Source organism: Bacteroides acidifaciens (assembly GCF_024623065.1).
Lineage (GTDB): Bacteria > Bacteroidota > Bacteroidia > Bacteroidales > Bacteroidaceae > Bacteroides > Bacteroides acidifaciens.
This window is the reverse complement of record NZ_JANJZR010000030.1, coordinates 1-16884: the sequence shown is the minus strand read 5'-3', so window position 1 is coordinate 16884 and position 16884 is coordinate 1. Positions and strand designations below refer to the sequence as shown.

Below are 16884 nucleotides of genomic sequence, written 5' to 3'. Positions count from 1 at the left end.
GTTTGTTTTGTTTGTGTTTTGTGCACCTTTTTTCAACAGAAAAAAGGTGCACTCTTGTTATGGATATATGGCAGATAAGATATGTATTTGAAGAAAAAAAGAAAATGAATGAAAAAGCTTCGATGTGCACTCTTTGGTATGGATGTCATAAACTTAGTGAAGTCTGTCGTTATTGTTATGTATATCGTACAGACGGCAAATACGGGAAAGATAGTTCGTTTGTTGCAAAGACCGGAAAGTTTGCCCTGCCTCTGCAACGGAAAAGGAACGGGACGTATAAAATTCCTTCAGGCAATTTGGTCTATACCTGTTTTACTTCCGATTTTCTGATTGGGGAGGTAGTTATGACAATTTTACGATTTGCTGTACAATGGAAAATCAGGACAGGGTGGATTATTGTCTGTCTATTTATAAAGCGACTCCTATTAAACATAAAATCATATCTGTGAGTCTCTTCTTAACCAGATTGATTTATTGAGTACAAAATGCGGATAATTACGTCTTTTTATAAAGATATTGTGTAAATTTTAAATTATCCATATTAATGAAACAGATAAAACTGTTACTTCTTTTAGCTTCCGCCTCCGTTACGGGAGCACTTGCGCAAAGCAATGGATTGACGGATATGAGTCAGAGCCGTTTTGCAAAGATGGCTAATATCGGAATAGGTGCCGTACATTGGACAGACGGTTTTTGGGGCGACCGTTTTAATGTGTTTAGCCGGACTTCTCTGCAAAGTATGTGGAACACTTGGAATACACCGGAAATCTCTCACGGTTTTCGTAATTTTGAGATTGCTGCCGGTGTGTGCAAGGGTGAACATTGGGGACCTCCATTCCACGACGGAGATATGTATAAGTGGATGGAAGGAGTGGCTTCTGTCTATGCTGTCAACAAAGATCCGGAACTGGACAGGTTAATGGACAACTTTATTACTTGTGTTGTAAAGGCTCAACGTACAGACGGTTATATACATACGCCTGTTGTTATTGAAGAACTGAATAAAGGTATTGACTCTCATGCATTAGGGGATCAGCATAAACAAACGGTCATTGGAACGAAAGTAGGTGACGAGAATGAAAAAGGAGCTTTTGCCAATCGGCTGAATTTTGAGACATATAACCTAGGGCACTTGATGATGGCGGGTATTGTGCATCGTCGTGCCACCGGAAAGACAACGCTTTTCGATGCCGCTGTGAAAGCAACGGACTTCCTTTGTCATTTTTATGAAACGGCTTCTGCCGAACTGGCTCGTAATGCCATTTGTCCTTCTCATTATATGGGAGTGGTCGAAATGTATCGTGCCACAGGAAATCCCCGTTATCTGGAACTTTCGAAGAATCTGATTGATATTCGCGGTATGGTGGAAAACGGAACAGATGATAATCAGGATCGTATTCCTTTCCACGACCAATATCGTGCAATGGGGCATGCCGTACGTGCGAATTATCTGTATGCAGGAGTAGCGGATGTATATGCCGAGACAGGCGAACAACAGTTGATGAAAAATCTGACAAGTATCTGGAATGATATTGTCACCCGGAAGATGTATGTGACCGGAGCTTGCGGTGCTCTTTATGATGGAACGTCACCGGACGGTACTTGCTATGAGCCGGATAGTATTCAGAAGGTACATCAGAGCTACGGACGTCCTTATCAGTTGCCGAATAACACAGCACACAATGAAACATGTGCTAATATCGGAAATATGCTTTTCAACTGGCGTATGCTGGAAGTGACAGGAGATGCGAAATATGCTGACCTTGTAGAGACTTGTCTTTATAATAGTGTATTGAGCGGCATCAGTCTGGACGGAAAGAAATATTTCTATACCAATCCGCTTCGTATCAGTGCCGATCTTCCTTACACGCTTCGTTGGCCGAAAGAACGGACGGAATATATCAGTTGTTTCTGCTGCCCGCCAAATACATTGCGTACACTGTGCCAGGCACAGAATTATGCATATACATTGAGTCCGGAAGGAATTTACTGCAACTTATATGGCGCAAATACATTAACAACGGACTGGAAGGATAAAGGCGAAATTGCTTTGGCGCAGGAGACGGATTATCCTTGGGATGGTAACGTACGTTTGACGTTGAATAAAGTTCCTCGTAAGGCGGGTGCTTTCTCTCTTTTCCTTCGTATTCCGGAATGGTGTGAAAAGACTGCATTAAAAGTGAATGGTCAGCTGGTGCAAATGGATACAAAAGCGAATACATATGCGGAAGTCAACCGCGTATGGAAAAAAGGCGATGTAGTGGAACTCGCAATGGATATGCCTGTCTGTCTGCTTGAAGCCCATCCGTTGGCAGAGGAAATCCGTAATCAGGTAGTTGTGAAACGCGGGCCGCTGGTTTACTGTCTGGAAAGTATGGATATTGCAAACGGAGAAAAGATTGATAACGTATTGATTCCTGCCGATATTAAATTGACTCCTAAGAAAGTAACGATAGAAGGCAGTCCGATAGTGGCTCTTGAAGGGACAGTACGTTTGGCATCTCCCGCCTCTTGGGAAGGAGTGCTTTATCGTCCGGTGGCTCAGGCTGAAAGAACGGTGAATATCCGCCTGATTCCTTATTATGCCTGGGGAAACAGAGGAAAGGGAGAAATGACGGTATGGATGCCATTAACAAGATAAGACTATGATTGGAAAGGGTTTGAAAATAGCTTGTTCATTGCTTGCCATAAGTTCCACGCTTATGGCAGGTGATATATGGGTTTCTCCGAAAGGGAATGATTTTAATGACGGCACGAAGCAATCTCCGAAAGCAACTCTGACTTCGGCTTTGCGACAGGCACGGGAGTGGCGTCGTACGGGAGACGACCGTGTCCAAGGTGGAATCACTATTTATATGGAAGGCGGAACATATGCATTGCATGAACCTGTTTTTATTCGACCGGAAGATAGCGGAACAGAGAAATCTCCTACGGTGATTTGTTCCATCTCCGGTGAAGAGGTGATATTAAGCGGTGGTGTGCGCATCCGTAACTGGAAAAAGCAAGGAAAACTTTGGGTAGCGGACGTGCCGACATTCAATGGACGTCCGTTGGATTTCAGGCAATTATGGATAGATGGCAAAAAAGCTGTCCGTGCCTGTGATGTGGAAGACTTTGAGAAGATGAACCGCATTTGTAGCGTGGACGAGAAGAATGAGATTCTTTATGTTCCTGCGGTTTCCATCCGCAGACTTATTGATAATAAAGGGAATTTGAAAGCTAAATATGCCGAGATGGTATTACACCAGATGTGGTGTGTTGCTAACCTTCGGATTCGTTCAGTTGAGGTGCAGGGAGATAGTGCGGCAATACGTTTTCATCAACCGGAAAGCCGGATTCAGTTTGAGCATCCCTGGCCACGTCCGATGGTGACTACGGATGGACATAATTCCGCTTTCTATCTGACAAATGCACGGGAGTTACTGGATGTTCCGGGAGAATGGTATCATGATATAGATGCCCGTAAAGTATATTATTATCCACGGGAAGGAGAGAAGATGCAGGATGCCGGTATGGAAATTATTATTCCTGCCGTTGAAACATTGGTGCAGGTGGAAGGTACATTAGACCGTCCTGTCTCTAATGTCCGTTTTGAGAAAATTATTTTTTCCTATACTACATGGATGCGTCCTTCAGAAAAAGGACATGTGCCGCTTCAGGCAGGTATGTATCTGACAGATGGCTATCGGATAGAACCGAAGATGCAACGGAATTATCAGAATCATCCGCTGGATAATCAGGGCTGGCTAGGACGTCCGGTAGCGGCTGTCCGTGTGGCGGCTGCCAATCAGATTGATTTTGAGCGCTGTCGGTTCGAGCATTTAGGCTCAACCGGACTGGATTATGAGGAAGCGGTGCAAGGCGGTGCTGTTCGTGGCTGTCTCTTTCGCGATATTGCCGGAAATGGTCTGTTAGTCGGCAGTTTTTCTCCGGCTGTTCATGAAACACATTTGCCATACGACCCTGCTGATCGTCGGGAAGTATGCACACAGCAACAAATCAATAATTGCTATTTCACGGAAACAGGCAATGAAGATTGGGGATGCCTTGCCATTGCTGCAGGATATGTGAGTGATATCAATATCGAGCATAATGAGATTTGTGAGGTTCCTTATAGTGGAATTAGTCTCGGTTGGGGATGGACACAAACGGTGAATTGCATGCGTAATAACAGAGTTCATGCGAATCTGATTCATCATTATGCGAAACATATGTATGATGTGGCAGGTATTTATACACTTGGTTCGCAGCCGAAAAGTTATGTAACGGAGAATTGTGTGCATAGTATTTATAAGCCGGGGTATGTACACGATCCTAATCACTGGTTCTATCTTTATACGGATGAAGGTTCTTCCTTTATTACTGTACGTGATAATTGGACAGAAGGGGAGAAGTATCTGCAAAATGCCAATGGCCCGGGAAATGTATGGGAGAACAATGGTCCGAAGGTGGACAGTGTTATTCGTGAACGTGCGGGACTGGAAGCTGCATATAAGGATTTATTGAATATCCAGTAGGAACTGACAGAACATTTAACTGTAATACGTGATTCGTTCCACAGATATGGAACTAAAGGAAAACAATTGTAGAACTAAAGGGAAACAGATGTGGAACTAAACGTCAACTACTGTGGAACGAATTATTTCTTACGATTCAGTTTGTTAGCAATAGAAAGAATAATGAAAAAGAAGTATATGATATTACTTGGTGCCTTGTCTTTGGCGAGTAGCACCTTTGCACAGACCTGGATATGGTATCCGGGAGACTATGAAATCTGGCTGGGAAATCAAATGAATAACCGTCGTACGGAACGAGGGGCATTTTTCCCTCCTTTTTGGAAAACGGACAGTCATTATGTTGTCGTAGAATTCAGTAAGCAACTGAATCTTTCCGAGCCGGAAGAAATCTTTATTGCTGCCGAAGGAAAGTACAACGTCAAACTGGATGGCAAGCTCCAATTCGGTATGCCGGAAACCATGTTGCTTCCGGCTGGAAAACATAGCCTGAACATTAAAGTCTGGAATCAGGCTACTCCTCCCACTATTTATGTGAAGGGAAAAACGGTGAATTCAGACTCTTCCTGGCGTGTGACTTACGAAGATAAAGAATGGATTGACGAAAGCGGAAAAGCCAGTGACACATCTGCCACTATCTATATGGATGCCGGATACTGGAATTTTGATGGAGCTACCCAACGTCCTTCCCGATTCAGTCTGATGCGTGAACCGCAGCAACCCGTTACCAAGACAGAACAGTCTGAAGGAGGTATCCTTTATGATTTTGGAAAAGAAACATTCGGATTCATCACATTGAAGAATCTTTCCGGAAAAGGAAAAATAGAAATTTATTATGGTGAAAGCCCGGAAGAAGCAAAAGATAAAGCATATTGTGAGACATTGGACAAACTCTTGCTCGAACCAGGACAAGTGACCGACCTTGCCATCCGCAGCACTTCTCCCTTGAGTAATTCTGAAAACGAATATGCATTGGAGAACAGCAAAGCCTTTCGCTATGTTTATGTAACTCACGATCCGGGTGTACGGATTGGAGAAGTCTTCATGCAATATGAATATCTTCCTGAAGAATACCGCGGAAGTTTCCGTTGTAATGATGAGGAGTTGAATCGTATTTGGGAAGTTGGCGCATACACCATGCATCTTACTACCCGCGAATTCTTCATTGACGGTATCAAACGTGACCGTTGGGTATGGAGTGGCGATGCCATTCAAAGTTATTTGATGAATTACTATCTTTTCTTTGACAACGAATCCGTCAAACGTACAATCTGGTTGCTTCGTGGCAAGGATCCTGTGACTAGCCACAGTAATACAATCATGGACTATACTTTCTACTGGTTCCTTAGTGTATATGATTATTATATGTATAGTGGCGACCGTCATTTTGTTAACCAACTATATCCGCGTATGCAAACAATGATGGATTATGTGTTGGGACGTACCAATAAGAATGGCATGGTAGAAGGTATGACGGGCGATTGGGTATTTGTGGACTGGGCAGATGGCTATCTGGATAAGAAAGGCGAACTCTCTTTTGAACAAATCTTATTTTGCAGAAGTCTGGAAACGATGGCTTTGTGTGCGGAGCTGGTCGGAGATGCCAATGGTAAGCAGAAATACGAGAAGCTGGCTGCTGCATTGAAAGCAAAGTTAGAACCTGCCTTTTGGAATAATCAGAAACAGGCATTTGTACATAATTGCGTCAACGGTCAGCAAAGTGATGCAGTCACCTGTTATGCGAATATGTTTTCTGTCTTCTTTCAATATTTGAGTGAAGATAAGCAACAAGCCATTAAGCAGTCTGTTCTGCTGAATGACAGTATTCTGAAAATAACAACTCCCTATATGCGTTTTTACGAACTGGAAGCCCTTTGTGCTCTTGGCGAACAAGATGCTGTAATGAAAGAAATAAAAGCCTATTGGGGAGGAATGTTGAAGGAAGGTGCTACCTCCTTTTGGGAGAAATATAACCCGGAAGAAATCGGAACGCAACATCTTGCCATGTATGGCCGTCCTTATGGAAAGAGTTTGTGCCATGCCTGGGGAGCTAGTCCTGTCTATCTGTTAGGCAAATATTACTTGGGAGTGAAACCTGTAAAAGAAGGATATAAAGAGTTTGCTATTGCTCCTGTGTTGGGAGGATTGAAATGGATGGAAGGTACCGTGCCCACTCCGAATGGAGACATCCATATCTATATGGACAAAAAAACAATCAAAGTAAAGGCAACGGAAGGCAAAGGCTACCTTACCATTGAGAGCAGTCGTCAACCGAAAGCCAACATAGGAACAGTAGAAAAAGTATCTGAAAATATATGGCATCTTTGGATTGATTCGCCGGAAGAGAGAATCATTACCTATCATTTGTAATCTATTTGTTAATTAGTTAGTGGAGTAGTCCTTGATTAACGGTTCCTCATTTGAAAAGAGGAATTGTTAATCGGGGACTTTTTCCGTAAATGCCTCTAGGTTTTCTAGGAAATTTGCTACATTTGCTCTTCATAAAGAGAGAAGCAAGTAATATACTTTTAGTTCTTTTGGAAACAAGTAAACAAAATCCGAAGAATGAAAAACAAGATTGACCAATATACTGATACAGATGATGAGAAACTCTTCGCCTTGATTGAACAAGGTGATGAAGGAGCTTTCACCCGAGCCTATGAAAGGTATCATAAACTATTATTAGAGAAAGTATTAATGGATTTAGAGAAAATCGCTCCGGTGAAATTTGAGTATAATGAAGATAAGAAAGAAGTGATAGTAAAAATGAAATAATATAATCATTAGAAATAAATGGGGTATATGAATAAAGAAGTAGATTTATCCATATCTTGTTATGGAAAAGTAAAAGACAGGAAATATGATATTGTGGCTTTGCCGTGGGGAGCTACCGAACCTCATAATCTGCATTTGCCATATATGACGGATTGTATTCTTTCCCATAATGTAGCGGTTGATGCTGCATTGATAGCTAAACAGGAATATAACGTGAACTGCATGGTCATGCCGCCCATCGGCATGGGTTCACAAAATCCGGGACAACGGGAATTACCCTTCTGTATCCATACGCGTTATGAAACGCAGAAAGCCATATTGACAGATATTGTTTCTTCCCTATATGCCCAAGGCATCCGGAAATTGGTAATAATCAACGGACATGGCGGCAATACTTTTAAAAGTATGATTCGTGATTTGTCGGTAGACTATCCTGATTTCCTGATAGCATCAAGCGAATGGTACACCGTATTAAAGGCAAAGGACTATTTTGAAAATCCGGGCGACCATGCAGATGAAGTCGAGACGTCAGTAATGATGCATTATCATCCCGAACTGGTCAATCTTGAAGAAGCAGGGAATGGAGAATACAAAACCTTTGCCATACAGTCTTTGAATGAAAAGGTGGCGTGGATTCCCAGAAACTGGGGAAAGGTATCCAAAGATACCGGTGTCGGCGACCCGCGTGGAGCTTCTGCGGAAAAAGGTAAAAAATTTGCAGAAGCAGTCGCGGAAAAATATGCAAAGCTCTTTGACGAACTGGTGAATCAGGAACTTTACTAGATTGCAAAAAATATAGTGACGCTATCCTTGCGTGATAGTGACGGTATCCGGTAAGTATAGCGTCACTATGTGGACAGGATACCGTCACTATCCCAAAAGACTGTTTCTAACGAATTGCCGCGGAACTGAAACTATTGATATAAGTCCTTCTGAAAATAAAATCCGGAAGGACTTTTCTTTTTACCCCTCACAGCCCTCATCTTTTACCTTAAATTCATATGATAAACTACATGTCTGCACAGTGGATGGTCAGCAGGAACAAGCGGGTGGTCGAACTCTTTCATACGTTCCATGCCTATCTTCTGCATTACACGTTCCGAACGGAGGTTTGGTAAAGATGTAAACGAATATAGCTCTTTAATATCCAATTGCTTACGAGTGTATCCCATGCAAGCGCTTGCAGCTTCAGGAGCGTAGCCATGTCCCCAATATTCATGTCCCAGTCGCCAGCCGATTTCTACTCCCGGCGCAAAGTCTACATCAAATGTAATTTGATGCAGCCCGGTATATCCCATAAACGCATGGTCTTCTTTATGCTCAACGGCATACAGTCCGAAACCATAGGTTTGAAATTCCTTTTGAATACGTTGGTAAAAAGCAAACGTCTCTTCCGCAGTTAACGGATTGAGAAAAAATTCCATTACATGAGGGTCGGCATTCATATGGGCGAATGCCGGAATATCTTCCTCTTTCCAATCACGGAGAATCAAGCGGGGTGTTTCTATATATATTTGCATAATTGTGAGAATAATAATATGCAAATATACGATAAAATTCAGTCCGTAGCATGATACCAACAGACTGTGTTATTCCTAGACTTCCGCAAGCATGTCATCCAGTGTGTTCAGGATATAAGTATAACTTTTAAAGAATGAGGGAATTACATACTGTCACAAGTTAATTAACGGTAATATGGTCTTGAATAGTGGAATAATGGGCGAATGAGTACAAACAAGCGGTTATTTCGTCTTCTTCTTAGAGAAGAACAGAATTTATATAATTAATAACATATATCAGAAGAATGAAAAATACCAAATTATTCATGTTTGCGGCATGCGCACTGCTATTGACAGCGTGCGGCAAGCAAACCGTGAAAATTATGACTCCGCCGGATGCGTCGAACCGTGTCCTGTTCGGTGCGGAACAGTTACAGACTACCTTGGATAAAGCAGGCTATCAGGTAATGATGCAACAGGGGGACACCACATTCTCCGATCCGGAAATAAAGACAATTCTGCTGACAGAGGTAAATGATACCACTCTGAAAAAAGAGGGTTTTCATATTACGACTGCCGGCAATCTTACCAAAGTCTCCGGCAGAGACGGCAGCGGCGTAATCTACGGATGCCGTGAACTGATAGACCGTGTGAATGATTCGGAAGGGAAACTGGACTTTCCGGAAGAGTTGAAGGACGGACCGGAAATGGTACTTCGCGGCGCTTGTGTGGGTTTACAGAAGATGACCTATCTGCCGGGACATGGTGTGTATGAATATCCGTATACACCGGAAAGTTTCCCCTGGTTTTATGATAAGGAACAGTGGATTAAATACTTGGATATGCTGGTTGCCAACCGCATGAATTCGCTATATCTTTGGAATGGTCATCCGTTTGCGTCATTGGTGAAATTGGAAGATTATCCGTTTGCATTGGAAGTAGATGAAGAAACCTTCAAAATGAATGAAGAAATGTTTTCCTTCCTCACGGAAGAAGCAGACAAGCGCGGCATCTTTGTCATACAGATGTTTTACAATATCATTCTTTCCAAACCTTTTGCTGAACATTACGGACTGAAAACACAGGACCGTAACCGTCCTATTACTCCTCTGATTGCCGATTATACACGTAAGAGTATTGCCGCTTTCATTGAGAAATATCCCAATGTAGGATTACTTGTTTGTCTGGGTGAAGCAATGTGTACAGTGGAGGACGACGTGGAATGGTTTACAAAAACAATTATTCCGGGAGTGAAAGACGGATTGCAGGCATTGGGACGTACGGATGAACCGCCTCTCTTGCTGCGTGCGCATGATACAGATTGCAAATTGGTGATGGATGCTGCGTTGCCGCTCTATAAGAATCTTTATACGATGCATAAATACAACGGTGAATCTCTGACGACTTACGAACCACGCGGTCCTTGGTCGAAGATTCATACGGATTTGAGTTCGTTGGGTTCCATTCATATCAGTAACGTACATATCTTGGCAAATTTGGAACCGTTCCGGTGGGGTTCTCCGGATTTCGTCCAAAAGGCGGTAACTGCCATGCACAATGTACATGGTGCCAATGCGTTGCACCTTTATCCGCAGGCTTCATATTGGGATTGGCCTTATACAGCTGACAAATTGCCGAACAATGAACGTGAATTCCAGTTGGATCGTGATTGGATCTGGTACCAGACTTGGGGACGTTATGCATGGAACTGCCATCGCGACCGTACAGATGAAATGGGTTACTGGGACCATCAGTTGGGCAAGTTCTACGGAACTTCTGACGAAAATGCAAGTAATATCCGTGTGGCATACGAAGAAAGCGGGGAAATTGCTCCGAAGTTGTTACGTCGCTTCGGTATCACAGAGGGAAATCGCCAAACGTTATTACTGGGTATGTTTATGAGTCAGCTTGTCAATCCGTACAAATATACGATCTATCCGGGATTCTATGAAAGCTGCGGACCGGAAGGAGAGAAGCTGATAGAGTATGTAGAGAAAGAATGGAAAAAGCAATCTCATGTAGGTGAAATGCCTTTGGATATTGTTGCTCAAGTAATAGAACATGGAGATAAAGCAGTAGCGGCTATTGATAAAGCAGCAGGTTCCGTCTCTTCAAATAAGGATGAATTCGCACGTTTGCAGAATGATATGCATTGTTATCGTGAATTTGCGTATGCGTTCAACCTGAAAGTGAAAGCTGCCAAACTGGTATTGGATTATCAATGGGGAAAAGAGATTAAGAATCTTGAAGAAGCTATTCCTTTGATGGAACAAAGCCTGGAACACTATCGCAAATTGGTGGAACTGACGGACGAACATTACTTGTATGCCAACAGGATTGAAGAAAAGAAGTTTTCTCCTTCGGTAGCGTCAGCCGGAATAAAATCAGTTGATGATATAAGAGAGAAAAAGAACACCTTCAACAAATTGTCGGCACAACCGGAAGTAACTATTACCAACGGACGTATCCAAAAGGACGGTGCCTTACTGGTAGGTGGCAGTCATACCACTCCTTGGTGGAATGGTAAACTCAAAACCAGTTTCTTGAAAAAGGCAAGTCCTGCCATTACCCGCTTTGTTCCGGGGCGTGAAGGACTGGGGTTGACAGACCGTATTGATTCTGTCGTCAACTTTATGAAGCTGAAGAATATTCTTGTCTTTGACCAAAATTACGGATTGTGGTACGACCGTCGCCGGGATGACCATGAACGTGTTCGCCGTCGGGATGGAGATGTATGGGGACCTTTCTACGAACAGCCTTTCGGACGTAGTGGCCAGGGAACTGCCTGGGAGGGGTTAAGCAAGTATGACTTGAACCGTCCAAACGCATGGTATTGGGCACGATTGAAGGAATTTGCGGAAAAAGGGAGTGAAGATGGACTGCTTTTATTCCACGAAAACTACTTTCAGCATAATATTATTGAAGCTGGCGCACACTGGGTGGATAGTCCGTGGAGAAGCAGTAACAATATCAACCAGACCGGATTTCCGGAACCTGTTCCGTTTGCCGGGGACAAACGAATCTTCGTGGCAGATATGTTCTACGATATTACTCATCCGGTACGTCGCGAACTGCACAAGCAATATATCCGTCAATGTCTGGATAACTTCGCTGATAATTCGAATGTCATCCAACTGACAAGTGCTGAATTCACAGGTCCGTTACACTTCGTGCAGTTTTGGCTGGATGTCATAACCGAGTGGGAAGCGGAAACCGGCAAGAAGGCAAAAGTTGCATTGAGTACAACAAAAGATGTGCAGGATGCCATTCTAGCAGATTCTAAACGGGCTGCCGTGGTAGACATTATTGATATCCGCTATTGGCATTACAAGACGGATGGAATCTTTGCACCGGAAGGCGGAAAGAACATGGCTCCCCGCCAGCATATGCGTAAGATGAAAGTAGGGAAAGTTACTTTCAGTGAAGCGTACAAAGCGGTAAATGAGTATCGTCAGAAATTTCCTCAGAAGGCAGTGACGTTCTATGCACAGAATTATCCGGCTATGGGATGGGCAATATTCATGGCGGGTGGTTCATGTCCTGTAATTCCGTGCACAGACAAAGTCTTTCTAAGGGATGCTGCGATAATGGAAGTGGAAGAAACAAATACTGATGAGTACAAGAAATTGGTAAAATCTGATATTGGAAGTATCATTTATTCCAAGTCGGGAACAGAAATCCCTATTCAATTATCGTCCGGAAAGTATGCCTTAAAATACATTCATCCAAGCTCCGGAAAGATAGAAACTACCAATAATTCATTGAAAATAAACGGATTGTATAAATTAAAGATACCAGACATGAAAGAAGGTATTTATTGGTTTCATAAGTTATAAAACAGAAAATCCCGCTGATTTGCCTTCAGCGGGATTTTTCTTTTTCATCAGTAATTTCTAGTAAAAGAGTGTTATAAAACATGATACTTGTTTTTTCAATCCACAAACCAGATTTTACCTAAGGTTACGGTCGATACTGCTTAGTTTTGCAACATCAAATCAATCGAATTAGTGCTATGATGGAACAAACTAATAATTCAACCGAGACTTTATTCGCTTCTTTTCAAGCGGGAAATATGGCAGCTTTTTCTCAATTGTATGATTCGCATATCAACATCCTTTTTAATTACGGGTTAAAGCTGACTATTGATAAAGAGTTACTTCAAGACTGCATCCATGATGTTTTCGTGAAACTCTATACTAAAAGAACCGAATTAGGCGCTATTGATAATGTAAGGTCATATTTGTTCATCTCATTAAAAAATAAGCTTTGCGATGAACTTCGCAAACGTATGTATATGTCTGATACCTCTATAGAAGAGGTGAATCTGCCGACTCCTACAGATGTAGAAGACGATTATATGGAAAATGAGCAACGTAAGAACGAATTTTCATTGATAAAGCGTTTACTAAACCAATTATCGCCCCGCCAGCGCGAAGCACTTACCTTATATTATATAGAAGAAAAGAAATATGAAGATATCTGTGAGATTATGAACATGAATTACCAGTCTGTACGCAACTTGATGCATCGCGGACTGTCCAAGTTGCGCACATTGGCAAGTTAATATTAGTAAAAAGGTTATTTTGTTGAGTACATATACAGGAGAATGCCGTCCTATTTATGTAAACGCTTAAAAAAGGATGCGATATGTACTCTAAGGTAAAGGATTTTTTGACGGATGATGATTTCATCAACTATGTGCTGGGTGTAACTCCACAATTAGCTTCCCAATGGGAATGCTATTTCAAGAAGCATCCGGAAGAGATGGCAGATGCAGAAGAAGCTAAAGCTATATTATTAGCCCCGGCAAACGTTGCCTGCGATTTTTCAATAGTTGAAAATAAGATATTGAAAGATAGGATTATTAGTAGTATAAAAGATTTTTCGGATATTTTGTAATTAGGTTAGATAAAGTTAGTTAGATTAGTTAAGGCATGAAAAGATTGACGCAGTCTTTCGTAGCAGTTCATTGGGGAACTCTATGAAAGACTGCGTTTTTTGTTCCCGGATATTTTGTGAGAAAATATTCAGAAATAAGGCTTGCTCCTAGAACTCTTTTTTGTACTTTTGCGCCCGATTAAAAAATGTCACGTTCATGAAGACAAGCGAATCTTTATTATCCATAGGTAAGTTTATTGCAGAATATTCAGCCCATTTAATGGGGGCGGGAGTACATACCTCGCGAGTTGTACGTAACTCCAAACGTATCGGAGAAGCTTTTGGCTTAGATGTAAAATTAGGTGTATTTCATAAAAATATCATTCTTACAATTATAGACAAGGAAACAAACGAAGCCTGTAATGAGGTTATAGATATTCCTGCCCATCCTATTAGTTTCGAGCATAATTCAGAGCTAAGTGCGTTAAGTTGGGAAGCGTTAGACAATCATCTCTCGTTGGAAGAACTGACAGAGAAATACAGGAAAATTGTTTCCGCTCCGATGATACATCCTCTTTTTGTGTTATTATTGGTAGGCTTTGCCAATGCTTCTTTCTGCAAACTGTTCGGAGGCGACTTGATTTCTATGGGGATTGTCTTCTCAGCCACCATTACAGGATTTTACCTGAAACAACAGATGCAGAAAAAGAAAATGAACCACTATATTGTATTTATAGTCTCGGCTTTCGTTGCATCCCTATGTGCTTCCACAGCTCTGATTTTTGATACGACATCCGAAATTGCAATGGCAACCAGCGTACTTTATCTCGTACCCGGTGTTCCTTTGATTAATGGCGTGATTGATGTAGTCGAAGGATATGTCCTGACAGGATTTGCCCGTCTGACGGAAGCGTCTTTACTTATTGTCAGCATCGCAATCGGACTTTCTTTCACATTATTAATGGTAAAAAACAGTTTAATTTAATATGATAGCACTTGACATTCTTACTGACGGATTTTTTGCAGCAGTAGCAGGTATAGGATTTGGTGCGATTTCCGACCCACCTTTGCGTGCATTCAAAATGATTGCTATATTGGCGGCATTGGGACACGCTTGCCGTTTTTGTTTGATGACTTATTTAGGGGTGGATATTGCTACCGCTTCCTTGTTTGCCGGACTCATAATTGGTTTTGGTAGTTTATGGTTAGGAAAAAAAGTATATTGTCCTATGACAGTTCTTTATATTCCTGCGTTGCTTCCGATGATTCCAGGCAAGTTTGCTTATAACATGGTATTCTCATTGATTATGTGTTTACAGAATATGAATGACCCGGAGCAACTGGATAAATTCATGGGTATGTTTTTCTCCAATACTTTGATAGCCAGCACTGTTATATTTATGTTGGCGGTAGGAGCCACATTCCCTATGTTCCTGTTACCACACCGGGCTTTTTCTTTAACAAGACATTAATTAAACTATTTTTATGGAGATTTTTTGGAGGACAATCGCATATTATAATTCAGCTACCTGGATTTTACAGATAGTTATTATTCTTATTGGTATCGCGCTGACGGCATTACTTATCAGCAAACCGCGTCCATGGGTAAAGATGGCTATGAAGTTTTATATGATGGGACTTTATGGATGGATTTCTATCATTTACTATTATATCTATTGCGAGGAACGCAGTTATAATGGAGTGATGGCAATGTTTTGGGGAGTCATGGCTATTATTTGGATATGGGACGCGATTACAGGATATACGACTTTTGAACGTACTCATAAATATGATATATTATCCTATATCCTGTTGGCAATGCCTTTCATATATCCTTTGGTATCACTGGCACGCGGACTTTCTTTTCCGGAAATGACTTCTCCGGTAATGCCTTGCTCTGTGGTGGTATTTACTATCGGATTGTTATTGCTGTTTGCCCACAAGGTTAATATGTTTTTGGTGCTTTTCCTTTGCCATTGGTCATTGATAGGATTGTCCAAGACTTATTTCTTCCAAATTCCCGAAGATTTTCTGTTGGCAAGCGCAACAATTCCGGGACTGTACCTCTTCTTCAGAGAATATTTCCTGAATAATCTGCATGCCGATACGAAGCCGAAAGCGAAATATATTAATTGGTTGTTGATTACTGTCTGTGTCGGACTGGCTATATTATTGACTACAACGATGTTTTTGGAATTAGTTCCAAAGAACTAGTCAGAAGTAGAAAAAAGTTTAGGCACGTAATCCGTGCCTAAATCATTATTTTATAGCGTAAAATATCCGAAGGGCATACTGCATTACCGCATCGGGCAACCATCTTTTGCTTTTTGCAAACAAGACTTGCACCAACGGCCCTACTTTAGTTCGGAAAGGCGGATTTTTGCAAACCACTATTTTGCAGATTGCAGCAGCCAGCTTCCGTGGATGGCATCCATTGCGCTCTTCTTTTTCTATAATCTTCAGCGATTTCAGGAAACTTTCTCCATAATCAGCATCCAGTCTTGTTAGTTCGGAAATATTCCGATTATCCGTAAATCCGGTATTAAAATCTCCCGGCTCTACCAAACATACTTTAATATTAAACGGATGCACTTCCAGTGCTAAGGCCTCACTATATCCTTCTACGGCAAATTTTGAAGCCGAATAAAATCCCTGATAGGGGATACCCGTCACCCCACCGATGGAACTGATATTGATAATCTTTCCTTTTCGTGCCTTGCGCATGACAGGTAGTACTTCCCTGCACATATTCACTACACCGAAGAAATTGGTATTCATCTGTTTGTTTACCTCGTCTTCCGTGGCTAGTTCGAGCGCACCACTGATGCCTATACCGGCATTATTAATCAATACATCAATCCGTCCCTGTTCCGATATTATCTGTTCTACCGCCTGACGGATGGAAAGAGGACTGGTGACATCGACAACAAGCATTTTTACATTGTTCATATTTTCGGAAGCTTTCCGGCTTGTTCCGTAAACGATGTGCCCTTGTTCCGATAACATTTGAGCTGTGAACTTTCCAAAACCAGAAGACGCTCCGGTGATAAGAATAATCTGTGACTGCATATAATATATTTCCAGCAAATATAAGAGCCTGTTTAAATTCTCTTCAGTCATAATATTATAGCTCTTACCCCGGCTTTTCTTGTCGCGTCCGTCTGTAGTTGGCGGAAGGGGTATTAACAGTTGCGCTCTTGGCTGTTAATAGAAAACTT

Annotated in this window: 13 protein-coding genes and 1 pseudogene; 12 read left to right on the top strand and 2 right to left on the bottom strand. The window is 41.9% G+C overall.

Translation table 11 applies throughout. The features are described 5' to 3' along the window. Nucleotides 1-104: 104 nt before the first annotated feature. From NSB03_RS10600 to NSB03_RS10575, 6 genes and pseudogenes are all read left to right on the top strand, one after another. A pseudogene (locus NSB03_RS10600) lies at nucleotides 105-471 on the top strand (DUF5131 family protein); the annotation flags it as partial. A 73-nt stretch (nucleotides 472-544) separates the two neighbouring features. Then, on the top strand, nucleotides 545-2641 hold the full coding sequence (locus NSB03_RS10595) for an aceric acid hydrolase (RefSeq protein ID WP_024987691.1): 2097 nt from the start codon (nucleotides 545-547) through the stop codon (nucleotides 2639-2641). Nucleotides 2642-2645: 4 nt separating this feature from the next. Beyond that, nucleotides 2646-4517 (top strand): right-handed parallel beta-helix repeat-containing protein, encoded by a 1872-nt coding sequence (locus NSB03_RS10590; protein ID WP_135039456.1) that lies wholly within the window; start codon nucleotides 2646-2648, stop codon nucleotides 4515-4517. Between the two features lie 162 nt (nucleotides 4518-4679). Then, nucleotides 4680-6884, top strand: coding sequence for an alpha-L-rhamnosidase-related protein (locus NSB03_RS10585; protein WP_024987692.1), 2205 nt, complete (start codon nucleotides 4680-4682; stop codon nucleotides 6882-6884). A 195-nt stretch (nucleotides 6885-7079) separates the two neighbouring features. Further along, nucleotides 7080-7289 (top strand): hypothetical protein, encoded by a 210-nt coding sequence (locus tag NSB03_RS10580; protein ID WP_024987693.1) that lies wholly within the window; start codon nucleotides 7080-7082, stop codon nucleotides 7287-7289. Nucleotides 7290-7316: 27 nt separating this feature from the next. Beyond that, nucleotides 7317-8072: a creatininase family protein gene (locus NSB03_RS10575; protein WP_024987694.1), complete on the top strand. Its 756-nt coding sequence runs from the start codon at nucleotides 7317-7319 to the stop codon at nucleotides 8070-8072. Between the two features lie 203 nt (nucleotides 8073-8275). On the opposite strand, the gene NSB03_RS10570 is transcribed toward NSB03_RS10575, so the two are convergent. Beyond that, nucleotides 8276-8809: a GNAT family N-acetyltransferase gene (locus NSB03_RS10570; RefSeq protein ID WP_024987695.1), complete on the bottom strand. Its 534-nt coding sequence runs from the start codon at nucleotides 8807-8809 to the stop codon at nucleotides 8276-8278. 686 nt (nucleotides 8810-9495) lie between these two features. Between NSB03_RS10570 and NSB03_RS10565 the strand changes: the two genes are divergently transcribed. The 6 genes from NSB03_RS10565 (at nucleotide 9496) to NSB03_RS10540 (ending at nucleotide 15880) form a co-directional block, all read left to right on the top strand. Continuing rightward, a complete protein-coding gene (locus NSB03_RS10565; protein WP_371826230.1) occupies nucleotides 9496-12624 on the top strand; it encodes a DUF6298 domain-containing protein in 3129 nt (1042 codons plus the stop codon). A 176-nt stretch (nucleotides 12625-12800) separates the two neighbouring features. After that, nucleotides 12801-13352, top strand: coding sequence for an RNA polymerase sigma factor (locus NSB03_RS10560; RefSeq protein WP_024987697.1), 552 nt, complete (start codon nucleotides 12801-12803; stop codon nucleotides 13350-13352). Between the two features lie 83 nt (nucleotides 13353-13435). Further along, nucleotides 13436-13687, top strand: coding sequence for a hypothetical protein (locus tag NSB03_RS10555; RefSeq protein ID WP_024987698.1), 252 nt, complete (start codon nucleotides 13436-13438; stop codon nucleotides 13685-13687). Nucleotides 13688-13883: 196 nt separating this feature from the next. Then, nucleotides 13884-14651 (top strand): threonine/serine exporter family protein, encoded by a 768-nt coding sequence (locus tag NSB03_RS10550; protein ID WP_121766223.1) that lies wholly within the window; start codon nucleotides 13884-13886, stop codon nucleotides 14649-14651. A gap of 1 nt (nucleotide 14652) precedes the next feature. Beyond that, a complete protein-coding gene (locus tag NSB03_RS10545; RefSeq protein ID WP_135039141.1) occupies nucleotides 14653-15138 on the top strand; it encodes a threonine/serine exporter family protein in 486 nt (161 codons plus the stop codon). A gap of 13 nt (nucleotides 15139-15151) precedes the next feature. After that, entirely contained in the window at nucleotides 15152-15880 is a 729-nt protein-coding gene (locus tag NSB03_RS10540; RefSeq protein ID WP_024987699.1) for a DUF6064 family protein, read from the top strand. A gap of 45 nt (nucleotides 15881-15925) precedes the next feature. On the opposite strand, the gene kdsR is transcribed toward NSB03_RS10540, so the two are convergent. Then, a complete protein-coding gene (gene kdsR, locus NSB03_RS10535) occupies nucleotides 15926-16735 on the bottom strand; it encodes a 3-ketodihydrosphingosine reductase (protein WP_024987700.1) in 810 nt (269 codons plus the stop codon). Between the last annotated feature and the right edge of the window lie 149 nt (nucleotides 16736-16884).

Excerpts from the sequence above, each read along its gene's own strand:
- kdsR (WP_024987700.1), bottom strand. The coding sequence starts at position 16,735 with ATGCAGTCACAGATTATTCTTATCACCGGAGCGTCTTCTGGTTTTGGA.
- NSB03_RS10580 (WP_024987693.1), top strand. The coding sequence starts at position 7,080 with ATGAAAAACAAGATTGACCAATATACTGATACAGATGATGAGAAACTC.
- NSB03_RS10545 (WP_135039141.1), top strand. The coding sequence starts at position 14,653 with ATGATAGCACTTGACATTCTTACTGACGGATTTTTTGCAGCAGTAGCA.
- NSB03_RS10550 (WP_121766223.1), top strand. The coding sequence starts at position 13,884 with ATGAAGACAAGCGAATCTTTATTATCCATAGGTAAGTTTATTGCAGAA.
- NSB03_RS10560 (WP_024987697.1), top strand. The coding sequence starts at position 12,801 with ATGATGGAACAAACTAATAATTCAACCGAGACTTTATTCGCTTCTTTT.
- NSB03_RS10585 (WP_024987692.1), top strand. The coding sequence starts at position 4,680 with ATGAAAAAGAAGTATATGATATTACTTGGTGCCTTGTCTTTGGCGAGT.
- NSB03_RS10555 (WP_024987698.1), top strand. The coding sequence starts at position 13,436 with ATGTACTCTAAGGTAAAGGATTTTTTGACGGATGATGATTTCATCAAC.
- NSB03_RS10590 (WP_135039456.1), top strand. The coding sequence starts at position 2,646 with ATGATTGGAAAGGGTTTGAAAATAGCTTGTTCATTGCTTGCCATAAGT.
- NSB03_RS10570 (WP_024987695.1), bottom strand. The coding sequence starts at position 8,809 with ATGCAAATATATATAGAAACACCCCGCTTGATTCTCCGTGATTGGAAA.
- NSB03_RS10575 (WP_024987694.1), top strand. The coding sequence starts at position 7,317 with ATGAATAAAGAAGTAGATTTATCCATATCTTGTTATGGAAAAGTAAAA.
- NSB03_RS10540 (WP_024987699.1), top strand. The coding sequence starts at position 15,152 with ATGGAGATTTTTTGGAGGACAATCGCATATTATAATTCAGCTACCTGG.
- NSB03_RS10595 (WP_024987691.1), top strand. The coding sequence starts at position 545 with ATGAAACAGATAAAACTGTTACTTCTTTTAGCTTCCGCCTCCGTTACG.
- NSB03_RS10565 (WP_371826230.1), top strand. The coding sequence starts at position 9,496 with ATGGTACTTCGCGGCGCTTGTGTGGGTTTACAGAAGATGACCTATCTG.